Genomic DNA, 18871 nt, shown 5'->3' on the forward strand with positions numbered 1-18871 from the left:
AACTTTTATCCTCTTGGCTTTAGATGCACGTTTATTTGCAACTTTAGCGCAAGAAGGAAAACTGCGTAGGCGTAGCCCGTCGTAGACATCGCTCTATTTTTACCAAGGATTACCAACCATTGTAAATCCAGCCCAATAATAAGGATGCATAAGTGATTGTTCGGTTTCATCAACACTGTCAGTAGGTAAAGGCAAGTTCCCCACTACTCCCAAACCTTCTACTTGTCCATTCTTGATGTAAATCTGCCCTTTCACCATAGCTATCTGAGCCTGTCTGAGAGCTTCTGCTTTAATCGGCGCTGTTCTCAAGTTCTCATAAAATTTTGTCATCAATGCTGCTGTGCCGGCATCATTAACTGACCAAAGACTAGCAACAGTAGTTTTCACTCCTGCTAGCACCGCTAAACCTGCAAATCCCAGTTCGGATTCTTCATCACCTAAAGCTGTTCTACAAGCACTCAACACCAGCATTTCAACTTCGGGTTCATTCAACCGCAACTGCCGTAATTGGTTTAAGCGTAACTTATCTTCCCACAGTTGAATATAGGAATTACTCAAAGCGCCAGTAGTAAAATCGGCATGGGTTGCCATGTGAATAATCCCAAAAGGTTGTTGACGGCGAATTGTTTTGAGATTTTCTAAGGTGGCTTGTTTGTCTAACAATAACTTGCCCTGCCACAGTTTAGACGTTAGTGTTGATAACTCAATGGGGACTGCTGGTAAAGGTTCTTGTCCTTGAGTACTTTGAGAAACCCCTAACGCTAAAATTTGAGATTTTTTAATGTCTTTGTAGAGGGTGTTAGTCAAGCTGAGACTGGGCATCAAGCCAATACTGTATTTTTCTACTAGAAATCCTTTACCATCGTGAAGGGCTGCCATTGGGGTTGAACGTAAGCCGACATCTGGTAAAAAAACCAGATTGTTGATTCCTCTAGTCTGTAAATCTGCTTCTAGTGGTGCAATAATCCAGCGATAAAGTTGTTGAGATGAACGCAAATAACCAGTGCGGCGGCGGTTTTGTGGGCTAACGATTTGGTCACGAAATTCCTTAGCTACTTCGAGAACTTTGGCTCTGGTCGTTTCTGGGATACGCTTGCGGATAGGATCGCCTTTTCCAGTTACTACCACTACTTCTAGTTGGTCGCTACCTTGTTCTGCTATGGTATTCAACTGTTTAGTAAATTTTTGATCTTTACCTAAATTTTCCTCTGGTAGAATCTCTACAGGGACAAAACTGGTGTAAATGAATGCAGGTTTCGCACCAGTAGCTTCTTCAATTTCGCGAGCAATTTCTTTGGCATCATCTAATGTTTTCGTTCTCGGAGTAGGGATGCCTAAATGGTCAGCAAAATCATCTGTGAAACTGCCTTCAGGAGTGCGATCGGGATTAATAACAGGGGGATCAGTTCTAGGATTAAGGTTAGGGGGGGGATTAGGTGGTGTAATTGTGATGCACTGGAATGTGCAGGCAGGAAGCTCAATAATTGGCGGCTCAATAACTGGCGGCTCAATAACTGGCGGCTCAATAATTGGCGGCTCAATAACTGGCGGCTCAATAACTGGCGGGACAGTGACGTTGATTGCTACCTGTACAGGTGCAGAAGATGAAACGACATCATTTGCACTAATAACAAAAGCATTTAGTGAGCCATTAGCATCAGTTGGAGGAGTATAAACTAAAGTTTCTGTTCCAGATAAGGTGGTAACGCCAGGTTCCACAAGAACACCATTCACAGTTAGAGTTCCGGTATTCACTGCATCAATCCGAATGGATGTGATATCTGTATCAGCATCGGTAACTTGTGCCGCTAAACTGGCAAAAGTAAAAGTTACCGACTGATTAGTTTGAGTATCAGGTAACTGAGAATTGGCAGTGAGTTGGGGGGGTATATTTACAGAATTGATTGTAATTCCTGCTGGGGTATTTAGTGCTGTGCCACCAGTGGGAAGAACTGGAAAGCTACCCGTGGTAATGATAGAACTACCAGCATCGATCGCAGCCGTTGTGCCGTTCACGGTCAATTGACCCACTGTGAATGGATCATTGGTTCTTCCTCCGCCATGTTGAATTGCGATCGCACCGTTTTGGGTAGTTGTGCCATAACCACTACCTACGGCAATAGTAGAAATGCTGGCTTCTCTATCTGCATTATTAATAAAACTGCCCGTTAAACTGACAGCACCAGAGCCAGAGGTACTGATTGTAACTTTACCTCCTGTGCCTGTAGCATTGATGCCGTATCCAAAGCCATCTAAGATAATTCCCTCAGTTTTAATTGAAGTTAGTGAGATATTACTGGGTGTATTTGTAGTGTTGCTAGATGTATCGATTAGGACTGAACCAGCTGTAGCATTGCTGTTCCTGTCAGTGGAAGTAGCGCTAGTGTCAATATTTCCCAGGCTGATAGCGCCACTGCTACTTATAACACTAATATCGCCGCCTCTTGTTGTCTCATTATCTTCCCCTCTAGTGATAATATCACCACCAGTAATATTGTTTATTGCAGACAAGGTGACATTACCACCACTGCCATTAGTAGTAAATTCACCTCCCTCGTCGATAAAGAAGCTGCTAGTATTGATGATTCCCAAAGATAGGCTAGCTCCTGAAATGCTTATATCTCTGCCATCAGTTGTGATGGTGTCAGATGTCCCCATCGTAAAAGCACCGAAACCATCACCATCTGCGTCTGCGGTAAAAGCGATCGCGCCGCCACCATCATTAACAAAATTCAAGGATACGCCATTAGCGATCGTAATATTATTAGTTGCTTCTAAAGTAACAGCAGCATTTTGACTTTCTAAAGCGTCTTTGGAAATCGTGAAAATAGCACCTGGGGAAGCATCTTGAAAAATTTCCGGCAGAAGGCTATCTTCGGGTGCGTTAGGAACATCAATGATGTTGATATCGGTCGGATCTAGCAGCAAGTTGCCAGTAATACCACTTTTGGCACTCAAGTCAGTATTGCCACGGTAAATCAGGTTTTCCTTACCCGACACTTCTACAAAACCACCATTGCCGGAGTTAAGACCGCCACGAGCGGTAATATTGCCAAAAAATCCCGTTGTCTTATCACTCCAAACAATCACCCGCCCACCATTACCATTCAAATTGCTATCGGCATTAATGACGGAGTTTGAGCCTATATAAGTCTGCTCGGCGTTGGGTAAAGTCCCCTTACCTTGGTAATCGCCGCCAATTAGCACTCTGCCGCCACCATTGTTTCCAGAGGCATTAATATTGGCATCAATCACCGCAACTCGTTTACCCAAAGCAGCTACTGTACCGCCTGTTTGACTCGATACATCCACAATGCCCGAAACAATCGTTGTCCCTGGAGTTGCGGGAATCGTGACATTAGAGCCTGTTAGTTGCACAGTTCCATCAGGACTAGCAGTTAACCCAGTTTCAGTATTACCAACTGTGAGCAATTCTGGTAAAGATGCAATAGGGATTGTCCAGTTATTGGGTTGGTTGCTGCTAGAGGCGAGGGGCTGAATTTCTAAACTTAAAAGATTTCCTGGCTGACTGAGACGCACCCAATTTTCCCCTGGTACGGATGTGACTGTAATTTGCCCTCCCGGTGCTGAAAGTTGCCCGGTATTGACTACATTACCGCCCAATAAATTCAACTTTTGCCCAGCACCTACTGTCAAATTTCCAGCATTGACGATCGCTCCTGGTTGGTTCGTACTAAAGGCAAATCCGTTGGGGTTTCCAACTAAGGCATTGTAGTCATTAACACCGATCGCATTGAACCAACTGCTGCCAAAACCGATGCCATTAGCTGTTGTCACCGTGAAAGCACTAGGCACATTTAAACTGGCGTTTGCTCCAAAAATAAATCCGGCTGGATTCATCAAGAAAAGGTTAGCATTGCCACCTGTCACCTGAATTAAGCCATTGATAACCGAGGCATTCCCGCCTGTAATTCGACCAAGGATATTTTGTAACGCTGGGTTAGCTTGAAAGTTGGCGATTTGTTCTGGTGAAATTCCAAATTGTTGAAAGCTGTGGAAGAGGTTGACACCATCTCCAGAAGTTGTACCGCCAGTAATATCAAGCCGATTGCCGTTAGGTGTAACAATTGTGTTTGTTCCATCGACCGCAGGGACAATTTGTTGCGCTTGGGCTAATCCCGCACTCATGGCACTCACCAGAGGTACAATAGCTAACACTGAAGCGGCAATGCTAGACAGTAGAGGTTTTTTGCGCCGTAATAGGAAGCGACCTGCGGGTAATTCTACATCGATTTGTAACTTATTTGCTAATCCTCGCCGCCAAAGTGCTTGAGCGATCGCCTTCTGTGAGCAGAGTATTTGTTCTGTTCTTCTGGTGACAGATATGCTTTGAGAGTGAATCCGGTAGAGGTAGAGTGGCTCTTGCACTCGGCGCACTTGGGCTACTTCTGAAAGTCGCAGACATAGGTCATAATCATAGGCACAGCTAGAGAAAGATTCGTTAGCACCTCCCACCTGTTCGTAAACTGAACGGCGCATTAGGCGGAAGTGGAAAGTCATGAAGTCCACCAACAGACCTGCTTGAGAGTAAGGAATGTCACAACGATGACCGTAACTGAGAACTTTGCCTTCTTGATCAATATTTAAGTAGTCGGTGTAAACAAATCCTGCTTCTGGGTGGCGGTTGAGAACTGTAGCGGTTTGGGTAAGGGCGGTGGGGGCAAGGATATCATCGCTGTCTACTATACCGATGTAAGTGCCACTAGTTTGGCTGATTGCTGTCTTACAACTCGCGGCAAGTCCTTGATGGTCTGCTTGGACTACTCGCACTCGTCTATCTTGTTGAGCATAAGCGTTAGCGATCGCCACCGATCCATCTGTAGAGCCATCATCCCAAATTAATAACTCCAAGTCTTGCCATGTCTGCTTTAAGACGCTGGCGATCGCTTCTTGAAGGTAAGCCTCCCGGTTGTAATTGATGATGACAATGGAGATCAGTGGCGACATCGAAGTATTCCCAAGTTCTTTACCTGCTTACCAGAGTACAATGCTAAGGGCTTTCACTTAGATAATCATTGCTGTTTATTATTTTTTTGTTACAAATTTTCTTAAATTTGAACGTCAAAAATATGATATTCAAATAATCATGCACCCAGAGCATAACCAAAAATTAAAATCAGGTATGTCGTAAAATCAGACACCCCACCAAAAAGAAATGACAAAAGGAACAGAAACTCGTGTTAAGTCTGAAGCAACGACTCAGCAAAGAATTGTCTATCTCTCTCATCAGTTAGACACTTGGCATCTAGCGAGTACTAAATGGAGTAAGCACAGTTTCAGTTTCAAGTGCAGCTTGCTAATTCTGCCTGCGGTGTGGATTGTAACTGCCAATGGACTTAGAGCGACAGCCGATATCTCTACAGCAAAATCGGCTCAAAATAGCAGTTCCCCTGAGTTACAAATAGTACAGGAAACAGAACCTTCCCCAGCAATTGACTCTAATCAACCAGAACCAAAGCCGGAATCATCCCCAGCACCACCAGAAACACCACAACGCATTCGGGTTCGCAAAATCCAGGTTGTAGGTAGCACAGTTTTTAATGAAAATGATTTTAATCCAGTTATCAAACCGTTTGAAGAACGGGATTTAACTTTAGAAGAAATCAGACAAGCCGCCGATGCTGTTACCCAGCTTTACCTAAATAAAGGTTATATAAATTCCAGAGCAGTTGCAGACATTCGACAATCTAATACCGCCGATGGTGTTGTGGTAATTCAGGTGTTTGAAGGGCGTTTGACAGAGATTAACATCGAAGGGACGCGGCGATTAAACCCATCTTATATTCGTAGTCGCATCCAACTAGGTGCTGGTATCCCTTTGAATACTGGTAAACTCGAAGATCAACTGAAGCTGTTGCGACTCGATCCCTTATTTACAAATGTAGAAGCGCGTCTGCGTCCAACGGGTAAAGTTGGTCAAAGTATTCTCGTTGTTAGAGTTGAAGAGGCAAACCCTTTAACTGGTAGCTTGGGTGTAGATAATTATTCCCCTCCCAGCATTGGGGCAGAAAGATTGGGTATTGAACTGCGATCGCGCAATTTAACCGGTATGGGAGATGAGTTAGCAGGCTCCTATTATCACACACTCTCTGGTGGTTCCGATGCCTTTGATTTTAGCTATCAAGTTCCCGTGAACGCCATGAATGGCAAGGTGCAAATTCGAGCGGCATTGAATCGCAACGAAATCACTGAACCACCCTTTGATGCGCTTAATATTCGCGCAAACCAGGATCTTTATGAAATCAATTATCGTCAACCATTGATGCGATCGCCAAGAGAAGAATTTGCCCTATCTTTAGGATTTACCTATCAAGATGGTCAAACCTTCATTTTCAATAATCGCCCACAATTTTTTGGCATTGGGCCTGATGCCAATGGCGTTAGCCGCACCAGTGTAATTAAATTTGCTCAAGATTATACCAAGCGCGAACCTCAAGGAGCTTGGTTTTTGCGATCGCAATTTAATTTTGGCGTTGATATCTTAGATGCAACCATCAACAATGACCCCATACCCGATGGTCGCTTTTTCAGTTGGTTAGGACAAATACAGCGCGTGCAGCAACTCAATAACGATAACTTGTTGCTCATCCAAGCAGACTTGCAACTAACACCAGATAGCCTTTTACCTTCGCAGCAATTTGTCATTGGCGGTGGACAATCTATAAGGGGATATCGCCAAAATATCCGTTCTGGGGATAATGGATTTCGGGTAGCGATTGAAGATCGTTTCACAGTGCAACGCGATAAATCTGGAATATCTACAATTCAACTTGCACCATTTCTAGACATGGGAGCCGTCTGGAATCAGTCTAATAACCCCAATCAGCTACCCAATCAAAATTTTTTAGTAGGCGCAGGCTTAGGATTCCTGTGGAATCAGGCATTAGGAATTGATAATCTCTTTTTGCGGCTCGATTATGGATTTCCATTTATCGATCTGAGCGATCGTGGTAATAACGCTCAAGATGATGGCTTTTACTTCAGCCTTCGCTATCAACCCTAAAAAAAGGTGATGGTAATCATCACTAATCATGCGGATATGATCTGATCTTACTTTGAGCCGCATTTGCTCAAGTCAAGTACAATCAGTAAAATGCCATTTTACTTACTCATCTTGGTGTTTTCCACAAGTAGAATGGCGTTTGGCTTACTCCTTTTGGTAGATGACGCATTTATTTCAGTATTTTCCACAGTTAATTAGCTGTATTTCTGCTTTATCCTAATATTGAATTAAAAGATTAACTTCTTTCTTCAGGAATTTGAATTTTATACCGTGTATGTACACAATGAGAGAAATGATAGTTTATAAATTTAAGAAAGATTTACAGAGAGAAAACTTATGACACAACTTAACTCGCAAGACAAAAACAGCTTTCTTTACCCTCGTAGTCGGTATTATGGTAAATTTCAGCCAGAAAACTTAATGTTTAATGCCAACCTGCAAGAATTTTCCCAAAAAATTAGTTACATAACTTGTCTAGAAACAGGGGGTAAGTTGTCTCAGGAAGAGGCTTACCAGCAAATTAAGTCACTTTGGAAAGAGTTGAAACATAGCAAAAAGCAACTGGCTATTGGCGGAGATAGAGAAATTTAAACTACTTTAAACGAGGAAATGGAAATTTTTCTTAAATCTATTACAAAATACTTGAACAGCCAGAGACTTATACCAATTTAATGTGAAGTTGCACATATCTTGATCCCCCTAAAGCCCCCTGAAAAAGGGGGACTATGAATTCCCCCCTTTTTAAGGGGAGCCAGCGCGGTCTTGGGGGTTTCCCCCATGAGCGACTGGCGTGGGCTAGGGGGGATCGAATTCTATGCAGCTTCATAAAGAATTGGTATTAAGTCTCTGGCTAGTAAGTAGGTAGGCATGATTAAACCAATTCGCAATTCGCAATTCGCAATTCGCAATTACGTTTTGTGACGGGGATTTAGACCCCGACACAAAACGCGCTGCCTATAGAGGCAGGGGACTTAAACCCCCAAAGTTCGTTAAATATAAGATGTCATTGCGAGTGAAGCGAAGCAATCCCAGAGACTTTGCGATTGCTTCGCTTCACTCGCAATGACGGAACATATTATATTTATTTACGCCCATTTACTTAGGAAAATTCCGTTTAAAAAAAGAGACTAAAACTACTGTAATTAGATGGTTTGAAACGAATTGAGCTATTTACCCAAAAATTTATTTTTTGGCTATTTTTCAGTTTTTGCAAGAGGTCTATTTTTGTTCGTTAGATGTTTAGTTAATTAGCTTCTAGCAAAGTCCAGAAATAGCCATCAGGTGCAATAAAAGAGAAACTCGTCTCGCCAAATTCATTACTAATGATATTTGTAACTTTTTGTGCAGTACTCGCCTTAATGCGATCGCCATACTCTTGTATTCCCTTAACCGATAGGTATATAAAGACATACCCAAGCTACCTGGTTGGGCTGCTTCAAAGCGCGATTCTAAATTAATAGATTCTGGAAATCGAATGACATAAAGTCTTACCACTACGTGTAGCCATCAAGTCAGACTTAGAAGAACGCGGATCATCAAAGGTAGTAACAATAAACTTTTCACCAGGGTTAAGGTCAAAAATATCTTTACCTGCTGGCGAAGATTCATAGCTAGTTTCCACATCATCACGCACACGCAGCAAACCCAAAACTTCTTCATAAAACTTCAGGGTTTCTTTGCTGTCATCTTGAACGATAATCCCACAATGGGTAAACTGACTAGTCTTGAGAGGCGCATTATGGTTAACTTGTCCGTAATGCGGTAGTGTATAGCCAAAGCGTTGAAACAAAACCTGTCGAGCTAAGGGTTGCAGTAGCAACATTTCTCGCACACCAACTGCTGGCTCAATAAAAGGACGGCTTTTTCTCTCTTTGTTGTAGATGACTTCCCAATAAGGGATAGAGTATCTGATCGGGAAACCTGCTGCCTTTGCATCCTCTATATGATTTAAAATATTCAAGACATCCGTTGTTAAGCTTGTCGCCCAGCGATTTCCCTTAATTTTCATCGATGCTGTTCCCAAACCTTCATGGGTGTGATTTTGCCAAACCATCAGCCGAATCAAACCATGATCTGCATTTTGGTGGTAGAGACGGATTGAGCGTAAAGACGAATTTACTCCATATAATTGATGGGCTACATCTGCGGTTAATTCACCCACTTCACCAATGCGATAACCAAATTGCTCCCAATAATGAATTGCAGAAATTGGCTCCGGGATACCGATACAGACTTCATAGATACCTTCAATTGCCGTTTGTTGTACTTGAGTCATATTAATTTTAGATTTTAGATTTTCCTCGTTCCCATGCTCCGCGTGGGAATGCATTCATTGAGTCTCTGACTCAATATTAGGACTTACGCATAAGTTACGGAATAACGAACCGCAGAGGCACAGAGGGCACGGAGAAATCAGAGTTTGAGGATATTTTGCGTAAGTACTCAATATATTACTTGCAGAGCATGAGAAAGAGAGAAAAGAAAGTGTTTACAAGAATCCGAAAAGCAACAACTTTATTTTGTAGCTTATGATGTACCTACAAAAGTGAGATGTCTAAAATTTTTTTGATTGCACATCATCAACGATCGCCATAAACTTTTTTAATAGGAGTTAAGCTATGACGCAGCGACTGACTCAAGAGCAATTATCACAAATAGTCACAGAAGTAGAAAGTCTGCAAGTGCGTCGAGAAGCGGAACTAGACCAACAGCAGGTTAGAGAAATTTTACAGGAGTTAAATTTACCACCTGAGTTACTAGATGAAGCGCTGATTCAATTAAATCGCCGCCAAGCGCTGGAGGTACAGCAACGCCGGAATCGATGGATTAGTTATGGAGTCGTGGCAGTCTTAGTGATAGTGAGTGCATCGACAATATTTTTCATGCAGCAGCAAAATTCTGCCCTTTCCCGTGTTTCTGCTCAACAAGACCGCATCACCTTAATAGAAGATAATGGCGGCGACTTAAAGACAATTTCTCGCCAAACAAATGCAGAGGTGTTGTACCGTGTCACCTTAAAGGATGCACCCTTGGGTAAAAAGCTGGCTCTCTCTTGTAATTGGATTGACCCAAGTGGTCAAATTGTCAAGCAAAACAACTATCAAACCCGCGAGATTAATACCTCTGTCTGGGATACCCAGTGTCGCTACACTATTAACCCGGCTGCAACTGTTGGCAATTGGAAAGTGCAGATGTTCTTGGAAGGTCGGCAGATTAGTGATGAAACCTTTGAAGTTAAATAGTTTAGATGGGTAACATCCCGCATCACTTTCTTGGTTATTGGGGTTACGGCGCTCAACACGAGTTGGAAGCGCTGTTAACTAATGTTGTGGAAAACCTCTCTCCAAACCTCTCCCTAGAAGGGGAGAGGTTTGGAATTTTTCCCCTTCCCTACCAGGGAAGGGGGTTAGGGGGTTAGGTCTGAAAAGTCAGTTTTCTGCACAGGAAAATTATTCTCCTCCCATCTGGAATGTTGTTTATATAGGACTTAATGGAAATTCCCCACCGCAACAAAATCAAATTGCTGCCATCTCCGCATCAGGATTATTAACCTCACCCGATGCTTGGGTAAGTCTCCAGGAAAACAACTGCCTAATTTTGGGAAGAGAACCTTTTGGTAAAGTGCCTTTGTATTGGACTGTGCAAGGACAAGTAATCTGGTTTGCATCCCAAATGCAACTACTCTTACCGATTTTGCAACAATCAGAAGTTAGTATTCCTGGGTTATATGGTTATAGCTGTTTTTCTTATGTTCCCACACCTTTAACCCCAGTTAATGGAGTGTTTGCAGTGGCGGCGGGGACTGAATTAGTTTGGCAGAGCGATCGCCAATCTGGTAAGCTGCGATCGCCTGAATCTAAAAACATCCACTCGTGGCGGGAAGCGCCAGAACAGTTAACAGATGAAGCTACAGCAATTACCGAATTGCAAACTCTCCTCAAAGACTCCATTGAGCGACAGATTGCCGATTTAAAGGATGAGCCTGTTGGGGTGTTTCTCTCTGGTGGACTCGATTCTTCGGTAGTGGCGGCGCTGCTGGTGCAAGCAGGGGTGAAAGTCCGCGCCTATACTCTAGATTTCGGTGATGCAGGGATTCCAGAATATCCATACTCTGAACAAGTCGCCGAGTTTCTCAAGATTCCACTTGTTAAAGTTGCAGTAACTCCAAGTTCGATTGAGAATGCTTTAATTCCGACTGTACAAGCATTAGATTTGCCCTTTGGAGATGGCGTATGTGTGCCGTTGTATCTGCTGTCAGAGAGGGCGAGTCAGGATACTCAGGTAATTTTTAATGGCGAAGGTGGAGATCAATTATTTGCCGGTTGGACGAACAAACCTTTAATTGCCGCAGGTGTTTATCAAGCAGAAAATCCCGCCGGACAGGAAACTTTTATCCAGCAATATCTTCGCACCTTTCACCGTCTTGGAGGATATGAATCTCAAGTTTATCAGCCAGAAATATATGCACAGATCCAAAATTTGCATCCTGAAGATTGGCTGTTAACATCTCTTGATCGCAATGAGTGTCCATCTTTGCTGCATCGCCTTCGCCGTGCCAGTTTGATGCTCAAAGGGGCGCAGAATATCCATCCCCGTGCAACTGCATTGGGGTTTGCTCATGGATTATGGGTGCGATCGCCTTTTTGTGATTTACCTTTAGCTGAGTGGACATTCCTTCTATCTGGAGAACTCTGTTTACAGGGAGCTTGTGAAAAATATATCCTCAAACGGGCTGTAGAAAATTGGCTTCCGCCCGAAATTGTCTGGCGACAAAAGCGGGGTATGGGGGTTCCCTTGACTTCTTGGTGTTTAAATGATTTTTGGCATCAACTCGGCATTTGGCTCAATCCTGGGATACTTCGCGCTAACAATCACTTTTATCCTCACATTGCGGCACAAATCGTTGAAGGCAAACTAGGAGCAGCTATTCAAGGACGGAGAATTGGTGAAACACTCTGGTTACTGATTATGTGGCAACTTTGGCGATCGCATGTTTTAAATGAAGAACTAAGTAAACAGTCTTGGGATCATCCTTTTTGGTTACATCGTTGGCTATGGATAAATTACCAAAAAATTCGTAATTGATATAGGGAGCAACTAACTTAAAGTTATGGAGAGCAAGAAGTTTTATGATTTGCAAAATTCTCTTAGTCCACCATTTTCTGAAGAACAGGCGCAGGAGTTACTGAGTACTTACGGTTCTCCGCTTTATGTTTATAATGGCGATCGCTTGGGCGAAACTATTGAGCGCATTACCAAAGCAGTCAGCTATCCGCACACACAATTTCGTTTTGCCAGTGTTACCAATGGCAACATTGCACTGTTAAAAATTTTCCGTTCATTTGGGTGGGGACTTCACGCTAATACTCCAGGAGATATTTACCTGGGATTGCAAGCTGGTTTCGAGCCTAGTGAGATTGTTTATAGCGGCAGTAATTTAAATCAGGCTGAGATGCTACAAGTGCTGAATTGGGGAATTACGACTCTCAATTTTGATAGCCTTGCTCAGTTACAATTGTGCTGCGAAGTTATCCCCAAAGGCATAGAAAAAAATATTCGGCTAGGTTTACGCCTGAATTTGCCAGAAATTACCGGAGATAGCCGCATTGGGGTGCGTCCAGAGGAATTTGGTGATGCGATCGCTTTAACTCATCAGTTTGGACTAAAGCTGAGTGGTTTACACTTTTATCGAGGAACTGGAACTAATGCCACAGCCGCTTTTACCCAGGTAATTGATACAGTAATCTCCACAGCACAACTGTTACCAGATTGGGAATATTTAGATTTTGGTGGTGGTTTTGGCTATCCATATCACCACAACAAAACAGCTTTTGACTGGGAAATCTTTGGAAGTGAGTTAAGCGAGAGAATTAGACGATTAGGGCGGGAAATTGATTTAGTGATTGAACCGGGACGAAGTGCGATCGCTGGATGTGCAACTTTGCTTGCTCAAGTTGTTTCTGTAAAATGGCAAGGAGAAAAACAGATTGTCGGAGTTGATACCACCGTTGCCAATCTTTCAGTACCCTCAGTACACGGCGGCTACCGAGAAATCGTCACTTGGAAACAAGCAGACAATTCATTCACAACTGATATTTGTGGGAACACCACCTATTCACGAGATTATCTGGGGAAAAATTGCCAACTCCCAGTTTTCAAAATTGGTGATATCGTTGCCATTTTAGATGTCGGTGCTTATGGTTATGCAATGTCGTCTCACTTTTTACACCGTCCCAAACCTGCGGAAGTATTGCTAGAAAATGGCATACATCGCTTGATTCGCCAACGAGAAGACTACAGTGTTTTGCTAACAAATCAGATGCTTGATAGTTCCCCCTTTTTTAAGGGGAGTTAGGGGGGATCAATCCCAATATCAACCGTATTGACTAACAATTAATAACTAACATAAAACAACCATTATGAAATGTATTAACTGCGGAACTGACAATAAGTTAAAAGACCGGAAAGCTAATCAAGGTCGGTGTCTGAAATGCAATCATCCCTTTACTTTTGAGCCTACCAGCATGAGTAATATTAAGATTACTGACTCTTTTTTTGCAAAGGCGATCGCTGATATTTCTGTAAATAACACTTTATTTTTTACACCCAAACAACTGCTGTATTTTCTAGATAATCGTATCAGAAAAAAATCAAATTCAATTTCACAATTTGGCTGGTTGTTTATATATATACCTTTGACTTTTTTTGCAATTTCCTCAACTGTTGGTTTAATGATAGTAAATTTTATATTTGTTTGGACATTTGTTAATCAGAGTAATTCAAGTAAACTCAACAATACAAGTCGCAGAGCAAATGCTAGAAATTTACAAATACTAGGAGGAATTATTCTTGTTGGAGGAATTTTAATAAGTATTAACTCAAATTCATTTAGTTTCTTTGTCATTGTTGTAATTATGGGAATGCTGTCTATATATTTGGGAAGTCAACAGTTAGGGAGAATTGGATTCTTAAGACAAGAATTTTTATTTTCACAATCTCAAGTTAAAGATTGGCTAGAGCGCTGGCAGCAAATGAATGGTTCAGTTTTAAAAATTCTTCCTTCTCCCAACCAGGAAAATAAACCAACTTCAATTAATCCTGATGTAACAGCTTACAGTTTTGATAGATTAGTCGTTTGTGATAGTGCTAATATTGCCCAATTATTAATTGCTAATAATTTTCACTTTGAAAATAACTGTGCAATTCTCAGCATTACTGGATATCCTCAAAGCATTTTTGACACCACAATGCAAATGCTACGCCGCAATCCCGATTTAAAAGTTTATGCAGTGCATGATTGCAATTCACAAGGAATTGGTTTAGTTCATAATTTAAGAACCAACGCTAATTGGTTTCTCCATAGAGAAATTACGATTATTGATATCGGACTAATGCCACGTCAAATTATCGCTACTAAGCGCGGAATGTTCATTCAATTCTCTCCACAGTCAGCGCGAGCAGCTAAACAATTACCTAAAGAAGTTCGTCAAAGTTTATCTGCTGAAGAATTAAGATGGTTAGAATCTGGAAACTTTGTAGAATTGGAATCTTTCAGCCCCCAAAAAATAATTAAAGTTTTGCAAAAGGGTATTGCTGGCAGTCGAGATTTAGAAAGTGATGACAGCAGTTTGCTTTTAGTAGGCGATACAGGAAATGATATGTACGTTTGTTCAAAGTTTTGGTTAGTATTCTCATTTTGCCTGTAGGGACAATTCATGATTCGTCTTGATTCTGACTCCTGAATTCTTCTTCAATCAATTTGCTGGTTTAACCAAGCTTCTAAATCAGAATTAGCTGAAAAGTCCAATAAAGCCTCTCCTAACGCTTCCAATTGCTCAATAGATAAGCCTTGAACTCGCTCAATAGTAGATGAATCAATCTCACCCAAACGGCGATTGAGTAGGGACGTATAACTAAACGTTGTTCGCCTTGTTGTACAGCTTGTTCACGGTCTTGTTGATAAAGTGGTTTTAATCGCATAATTAACTCCCGTATCGTCTTCTTCTGAATTTTGATTAACTTGCAAGTTTTGCCGGCAAGTTTATAAAGTAATTCTAACGTTGCTCTGCGAAATGGATGATTTGATGATAGTGCTTCTAATTCATCTATTGCTTGTTTTTGTACTGTTCCTCGACCGAGAATTCTTAACCACAGAGTCTCTTGGGTGCGCGGTAACTGGTGAATTGCAACGATCGCAGTCCGCAAATACTCTGCGATAAAATGTACTCCAGGTAGCCAATTTACCTTTTGAGTAGCACCGAATCCTGACAGCAGTGTTGTAGATGCTGTTGGAGTCAGTATCCATAATTTGGGAAGTTCTAATTCTGAAATGGAAGTTTTATTTCGATTTGCTTGACGTTGTAATCCACCCCTTACTTCTAATAATTTTAACAGACAATCACAAATTTCTTCTTTTGATGCAGCGTTGCGAAAGGGTTCAAAAATGGCTGCTGTAGCTGCAAATCTTCCTAATAATCCTAGTGTTTCTAAATTAGTGCTTTGTTTTGTTAAAGGAGAAAATAAAACATCAATTTCTCGAACTTCTCCCGCCACACGGCTAGAACCTTGCACTTCTCCATAAGGTTTTAGTAATTCTTCCAAATAATCTTTTGCAAATTGGTCATGGATAAATCTAGTCATTCAATCAAAAAATTTATTTAGCAAACGAATTGGCGATCGCCCCATTTACCAGATGTATAATTTGTAATTTATCTCATACCTCTTTCCATAAGCATTTGAGGTTCGACACTCTCAACATTAGCGATCGCTTCTAACTGAGAAATTCCAGCGATCGCATCAACAATCTTACCTGATCGGGCACGCAACCAAGCACTATGAGGCGCATAAGGAAGGCTTTGCGCGACTTCGTAACCCGCTTGATTAATCGCCTCGCGCTGCGACTCCACCTCAACACCTTCAGCAAAGCGAATAAAAATCTGTCCAGTTGGTACTGCTAGGGAGCCATTGGATTGTAGTGTATAAATTGGACTCAATACACCCTGTTCTGATTGATTGGGTTCGCCTGAAAAAACTGCGTAGGCGTAGCCCGTCGTAGACATCGCACCTTCATTAAGTTGTAAAATTGCTCCTGATGCCACAGTGCCGGGTTGCTTGTAATGTATTGCATAGTACCCAAGCTTACGAGTGTAGGATACAGCAGCGCGTAGACGTAGCCCGGCGTTGGCATCGCTACCAACGCGAATTTGTTCAGGATAATCAGAAAAATAGTCTTTTTGAAATCTCACTTCAGGAATCAGGGGTAGAGAATACACCTGTAGAAAATACTCAGCCGGAAAATAAAACATCTTTCTCAAGTTCTAATGATGTTATAGCGTTTTTTAGTGGTACGGAATACATTTTTTTCATCGTCATGCACAGTTCGCCTTTACTGAGTAGATAGTGAAGATTATTAAAGCAACCTGATTTTGAATCCCCTCTTTTCTGGAAAGACGAATCGAAGGCTTGTATGAACTTAGATAAATTAAATTATGTATCGTAATACACATATAGCACATGAAATAAAAAGCATCAATAAACTAAACCTAATACCATTTCTTTGTGAGGCTGCGCCAAATTTTCTTTCTTCCTTTGTGTCCTTCTCTGACGAGACGCTGCGCGAATGCGTCCTTTGCGGTTCGTTTCTTATATAATTTGGCGCATCTTTATACAGAATTGGTATAAGCCCATGATGTATAGAGAAAACTTTAAAAGTAAGGCATAATACGGTTTCCCCAATTCCCAAAACATTTAGGAGATTAAACAATGGTTCAGGTTCGTTATGGTGGACAGAATGGCCAACAGTATGAATTTGCTATCAGTAACGAACACGTTGTAGTGCGTACCGAAAGCCGCAACACTCTTGTTGGTGCAAGATCATTTGAAGTCGCACCTGTGTCACCCACAGCTCGTAGCATCCTTAATCAATTTGACTTAAGAACACGGTTTCGGCAAGCGGGTGTAGAAATTCTGCAAGCTAAAGTTCCAAATCAGGGTGTCGCTTTGCGCGATTATGCCCGTGAAATTCTCAACAGAGAGTCTGAAGTCCAATTTGCCGGACGTGTTCTGATCGATCCAGTATCCCAACAACCTGTAATTTACACTGAAAACATTTTTGTTAAATTTGATAGCGAAGAAGAGTCAAGGGTCTGCCAAGAAGTTTTAAAACATTACAATTTAACAATTAAACGCCAACTTGAATATGCACGTAATGCTTATTTTGTCAGTGCTACTGCAAATACTGGTATAGCCATCTTTGACATTGCCGAGAGACTTCTAAATGAGGAATCAGTTGAACTGTGCCATCCTGAACTAGCGCGTGAATCACGCCAGCGTCAGGTTTTCCCACAGCAGTGGCACTTAAAACAAACAACAATTAATGGTAAAGTCATTAACGCTCATGCCAACGTTGAAGCAGCTTGGAAGTTGAGCGATGGCACAGGAACGATTATTGCAATTATCGACGATGGTGTGGATATGGAGCATGAAGAGTTCCGTTCCTCTGGCAAGATTGTTGCCCCGCGTGATGTCACGCGTAAAACGGATAATCCCAGACCGGGAAACGAGAATAATCACGGAACATCCTGTGCAGGAGTAGCTTGTGCCAATGGCAAGTTTGGTGCATCTGGTGTAGCACCGGGTGCAAAGCTGATGCCGATTCGTCTAGCTTCGGCGCTAGGATCACAAGATGAAGCCGATGCTTTTGTTTGGGCGGCTCAAAATGGTGCTGATGTTATTTCTTGCAGTTGGGGCCCCGCAGACGGTACTTGGTTTGAGCCAAATGATCCTGTACACAACCAAAAAGTACCTCTGCCTGATTCCACACGACTTGCTATAGACTTTGCAATCAATAAAGGACGCAATGGCAAAGGCTGTGTAGTTTTATTCGCAGCTGGCAATGGTAACGAAAGCGTTGATAACGACGGCTACGCTAGCTACCAAAAGGTGATTGCGGTGGCAGCTTGTAACGACTACGGCACAAGAAGCGCTTACAGTGATTTTGGTAAGGCTGTCTGGTGTGCTTTTCCTAGCAACAATGGTGACAGTTCTCAAACTAGTGGAATTTGGACAACCGATCGCTCTGGTGTACTTGGTTATAATTCTGGTAATCGAAATTTGGGTGAGGCCGTAGGCAACTACACGAACGAATTCGGCGGAACTTCCAGTGCTTGTCCAGGTGCGGCTGGTGTAGCAGCCTTGATTGTTGCCAGAAACCCAAATCTGCGTTGGGATGAAGTGCGAGACATTATTAAACGCTCGTGCGATCGCATTGATGCCACTGGAGGTAAATATGATGCTAATGGTCGCAGCCCTTTTTACGGTTACGGTCGAATCAATGCTCTGAAAGCTGTAGAATTAGCCAAGCCTACTCAAACATCACCCATTAGTATTTTTCAGGCAGTGCAAGATATCCCAATTAACGATTTGCAAACATCAACATTATCGTTGGCGATCGCTAATACCACCCTCCTAAAATCCATCAAAGTTAATGTAGACATCGAGCATACTTATATTGGTGATCTTATCGTTACTCTCCTTCCCCCGGTGCAAATAGGCATACTTCCGATAGTTTTGCACGATCGCCAAGGCGGAGCTACTGATAATATCAAAACAACTTATGACGAGGTAAACACCCCAAAACTTGCTGCCTTTAAAGGTAAAAGTCCCCAAGGAACCTGGACTCTAGAAGTTGCAGATAAAGCTGACGCAGATACAGGAAAAATTCGCAGCTTGACCATTGAAATCGGGTTTTAAGCCAATAGACATCCATCTCCAAAAAAGAATGTAGAGACGTAGCAGTGCTACGTCTCTACAAGGGTTCTGGATAACGCATATTTTATTTCTGGAGAT

The 18871-nt window shown here is 42.2% G+C and carries 10 protein-coding genes and 2 pseudogenes; 8 read left to right on the forward strand and 4 right to left on the reverse strand.

Annotated elements, in window-relative coordinates; genetic code table 11:
- Positions 1-99 precede the first annotated feature (99 nt).
- On the reverse strand, positions 100-4968 hold the full coding sequence (locus ANSO36C_RS17060) for a CHAT domain-containing protein (RefSeq protein ID WP_251955500.1): 4869 nt from the start codon (positions 4966-4968) through the stop codon (positions 100-102).
- Positions 4969-5176: 208 nt separating this feature from the next.
- Here ANSO36C_RS17060 and ANSO36C_RS17065 point away from each other — a divergent pair, with 208 nt between their 5' ends.
- On the forward strand, positions 5177-7024 hold the full coding sequence (locus ANSO36C_RS17065; protein WP_251955501.1) for a ShlB/FhaC/HecB family hemolysin secretion/activation protein: 1848 nt from the start codon (positions 5177-5179) through the stop codon (positions 7022-7024).
- 336 nt (positions 7025-7360) lie between these two features.
- Positions 7361-7615, forward strand: a complete 255-nt coding sequence (locus ANSO36C_RS17070) for a DUF7219 family protein (protein WP_251955502.1) — start codon at positions 7361-7363, stop codon at positions 7613-7615.
- A gap of 652 nt (positions 7616-8267) precedes the next feature.
- On the opposite strand, the pseudogene ANSO36C_RS17075 reads toward ANSO36C_RS17070, so the two are convergent.
- Positions 8268-9299: pseudogene (locus ANSO36C_RS17075) on the reverse strand (VOC family protein).
- A gap of 343 nt (positions 9300-9642) precedes the next feature.
- Here ANSO36C_RS17075 and ANSO36C_RS17080 point away from each other — a divergent pair.
- From ANSO36C_RS17080 to ANSO36C_RS17100, 5 genes are all read left to right on the forward strand, one after another.
- Positions 9643-10266, forward strand: coding sequence for a DUF3859 domain-containing protein (locus tag ANSO36C_RS17080; protein ID WP_251955503.1), 624 nt, complete (start codon positions 9643-9645; stop codon positions 10264-10266).
- Positions 10267-10271: 5 nt separating this feature from the next.
- Positions 10272-10442, forward strand: coding sequence for a hypothetical protein (locus ANSO36C_RS17085; RefSeq protein WP_251955504.1), 171 nt, complete (start codon positions 10272-10274; stop codon positions 10440-10442).
- A gap of 179 nt (positions 10443-10621) precedes the next feature.
- Complete coding sequence (locus ANSO36C_RS17090; RefSeq protein WP_251955505.1) at positions 10622-12109, forward strand: asparagine synthetase B family protein; 1488 nt, start codon at positions 10622-10624, stop codon at positions 12107-12109.
- A gap of 25 nt (positions 12110-12134) precedes the next feature.
- Positions 12135-13379, forward strand: coding sequence for a diaminopimelate decarboxylase family protein (locus ANSO36C_RS17095; RefSeq protein ID WP_251955506.1), 1245 nt, complete (start codon positions 12135-12137; stop codon positions 13377-13379).
- Between the two features lie 64 nt (positions 13380-13443).
- Positions 13444-14730 (forward strand): toprim domain-containing protein, encoded by a 1287-nt coding sequence (locus tag ANSO36C_RS17100; RefSeq protein ID WP_251955507.1) that lies wholly within the window; start codon positions 13444-13446, stop codon positions 14728-14730.
- Positions 14731-14774: 44 nt separating this feature from the next.
- Here ANSO36C_RS17100 and ANSO36C_RS17105 read toward each other — a convergent pair.
- Together ANSO36C_RS17105 and ANSO36C_RS17110 are read right to left on the reverse strand one after the other, a co-directional pair.
- Positions 14775-15664: pseudogene (locus ANSO36C_RS17105) on the reverse strand (DUF4351 domain-containing protein).
- Positions 15665-15732: 68 nt separating this feature from the next.
- Complete coding sequence (locus tag ANSO36C_RS17110; RefSeq protein ID WP_251955508.1) at positions 15733-16329, reverse strand: hypothetical protein; 597 nt, start codon at positions 16327-16329, stop codon at positions 15733-15735.
- A 457-nt stretch (positions 16330-16786) separates the two neighbouring features.
- On the opposite strand from ANSO36C_RS17110, the gene ANSO36C_RS17115 reads away from it, so the two are divergent.
- Positions 16787-18775, forward strand: a complete 1989-nt coding sequence (locus ANSO36C_RS17115) for a S8 family serine peptidase (protein WP_251955509.1) — start codon at positions 16787-16789, stop codon at positions 18773-18775.
- Positions 18776-18871: the final 96 nt, after the last annotated feature.

The sequence above is a fragment of the Nostoc cf. commune SO-36 genome (assembly GCF_023734775.1).
GTDB lineage: Bacteria > Cyanobacteriota > Cyanobacteriia > Cyanobacteriales > Nostocaceae > Nostoc > Nostoc commune_A.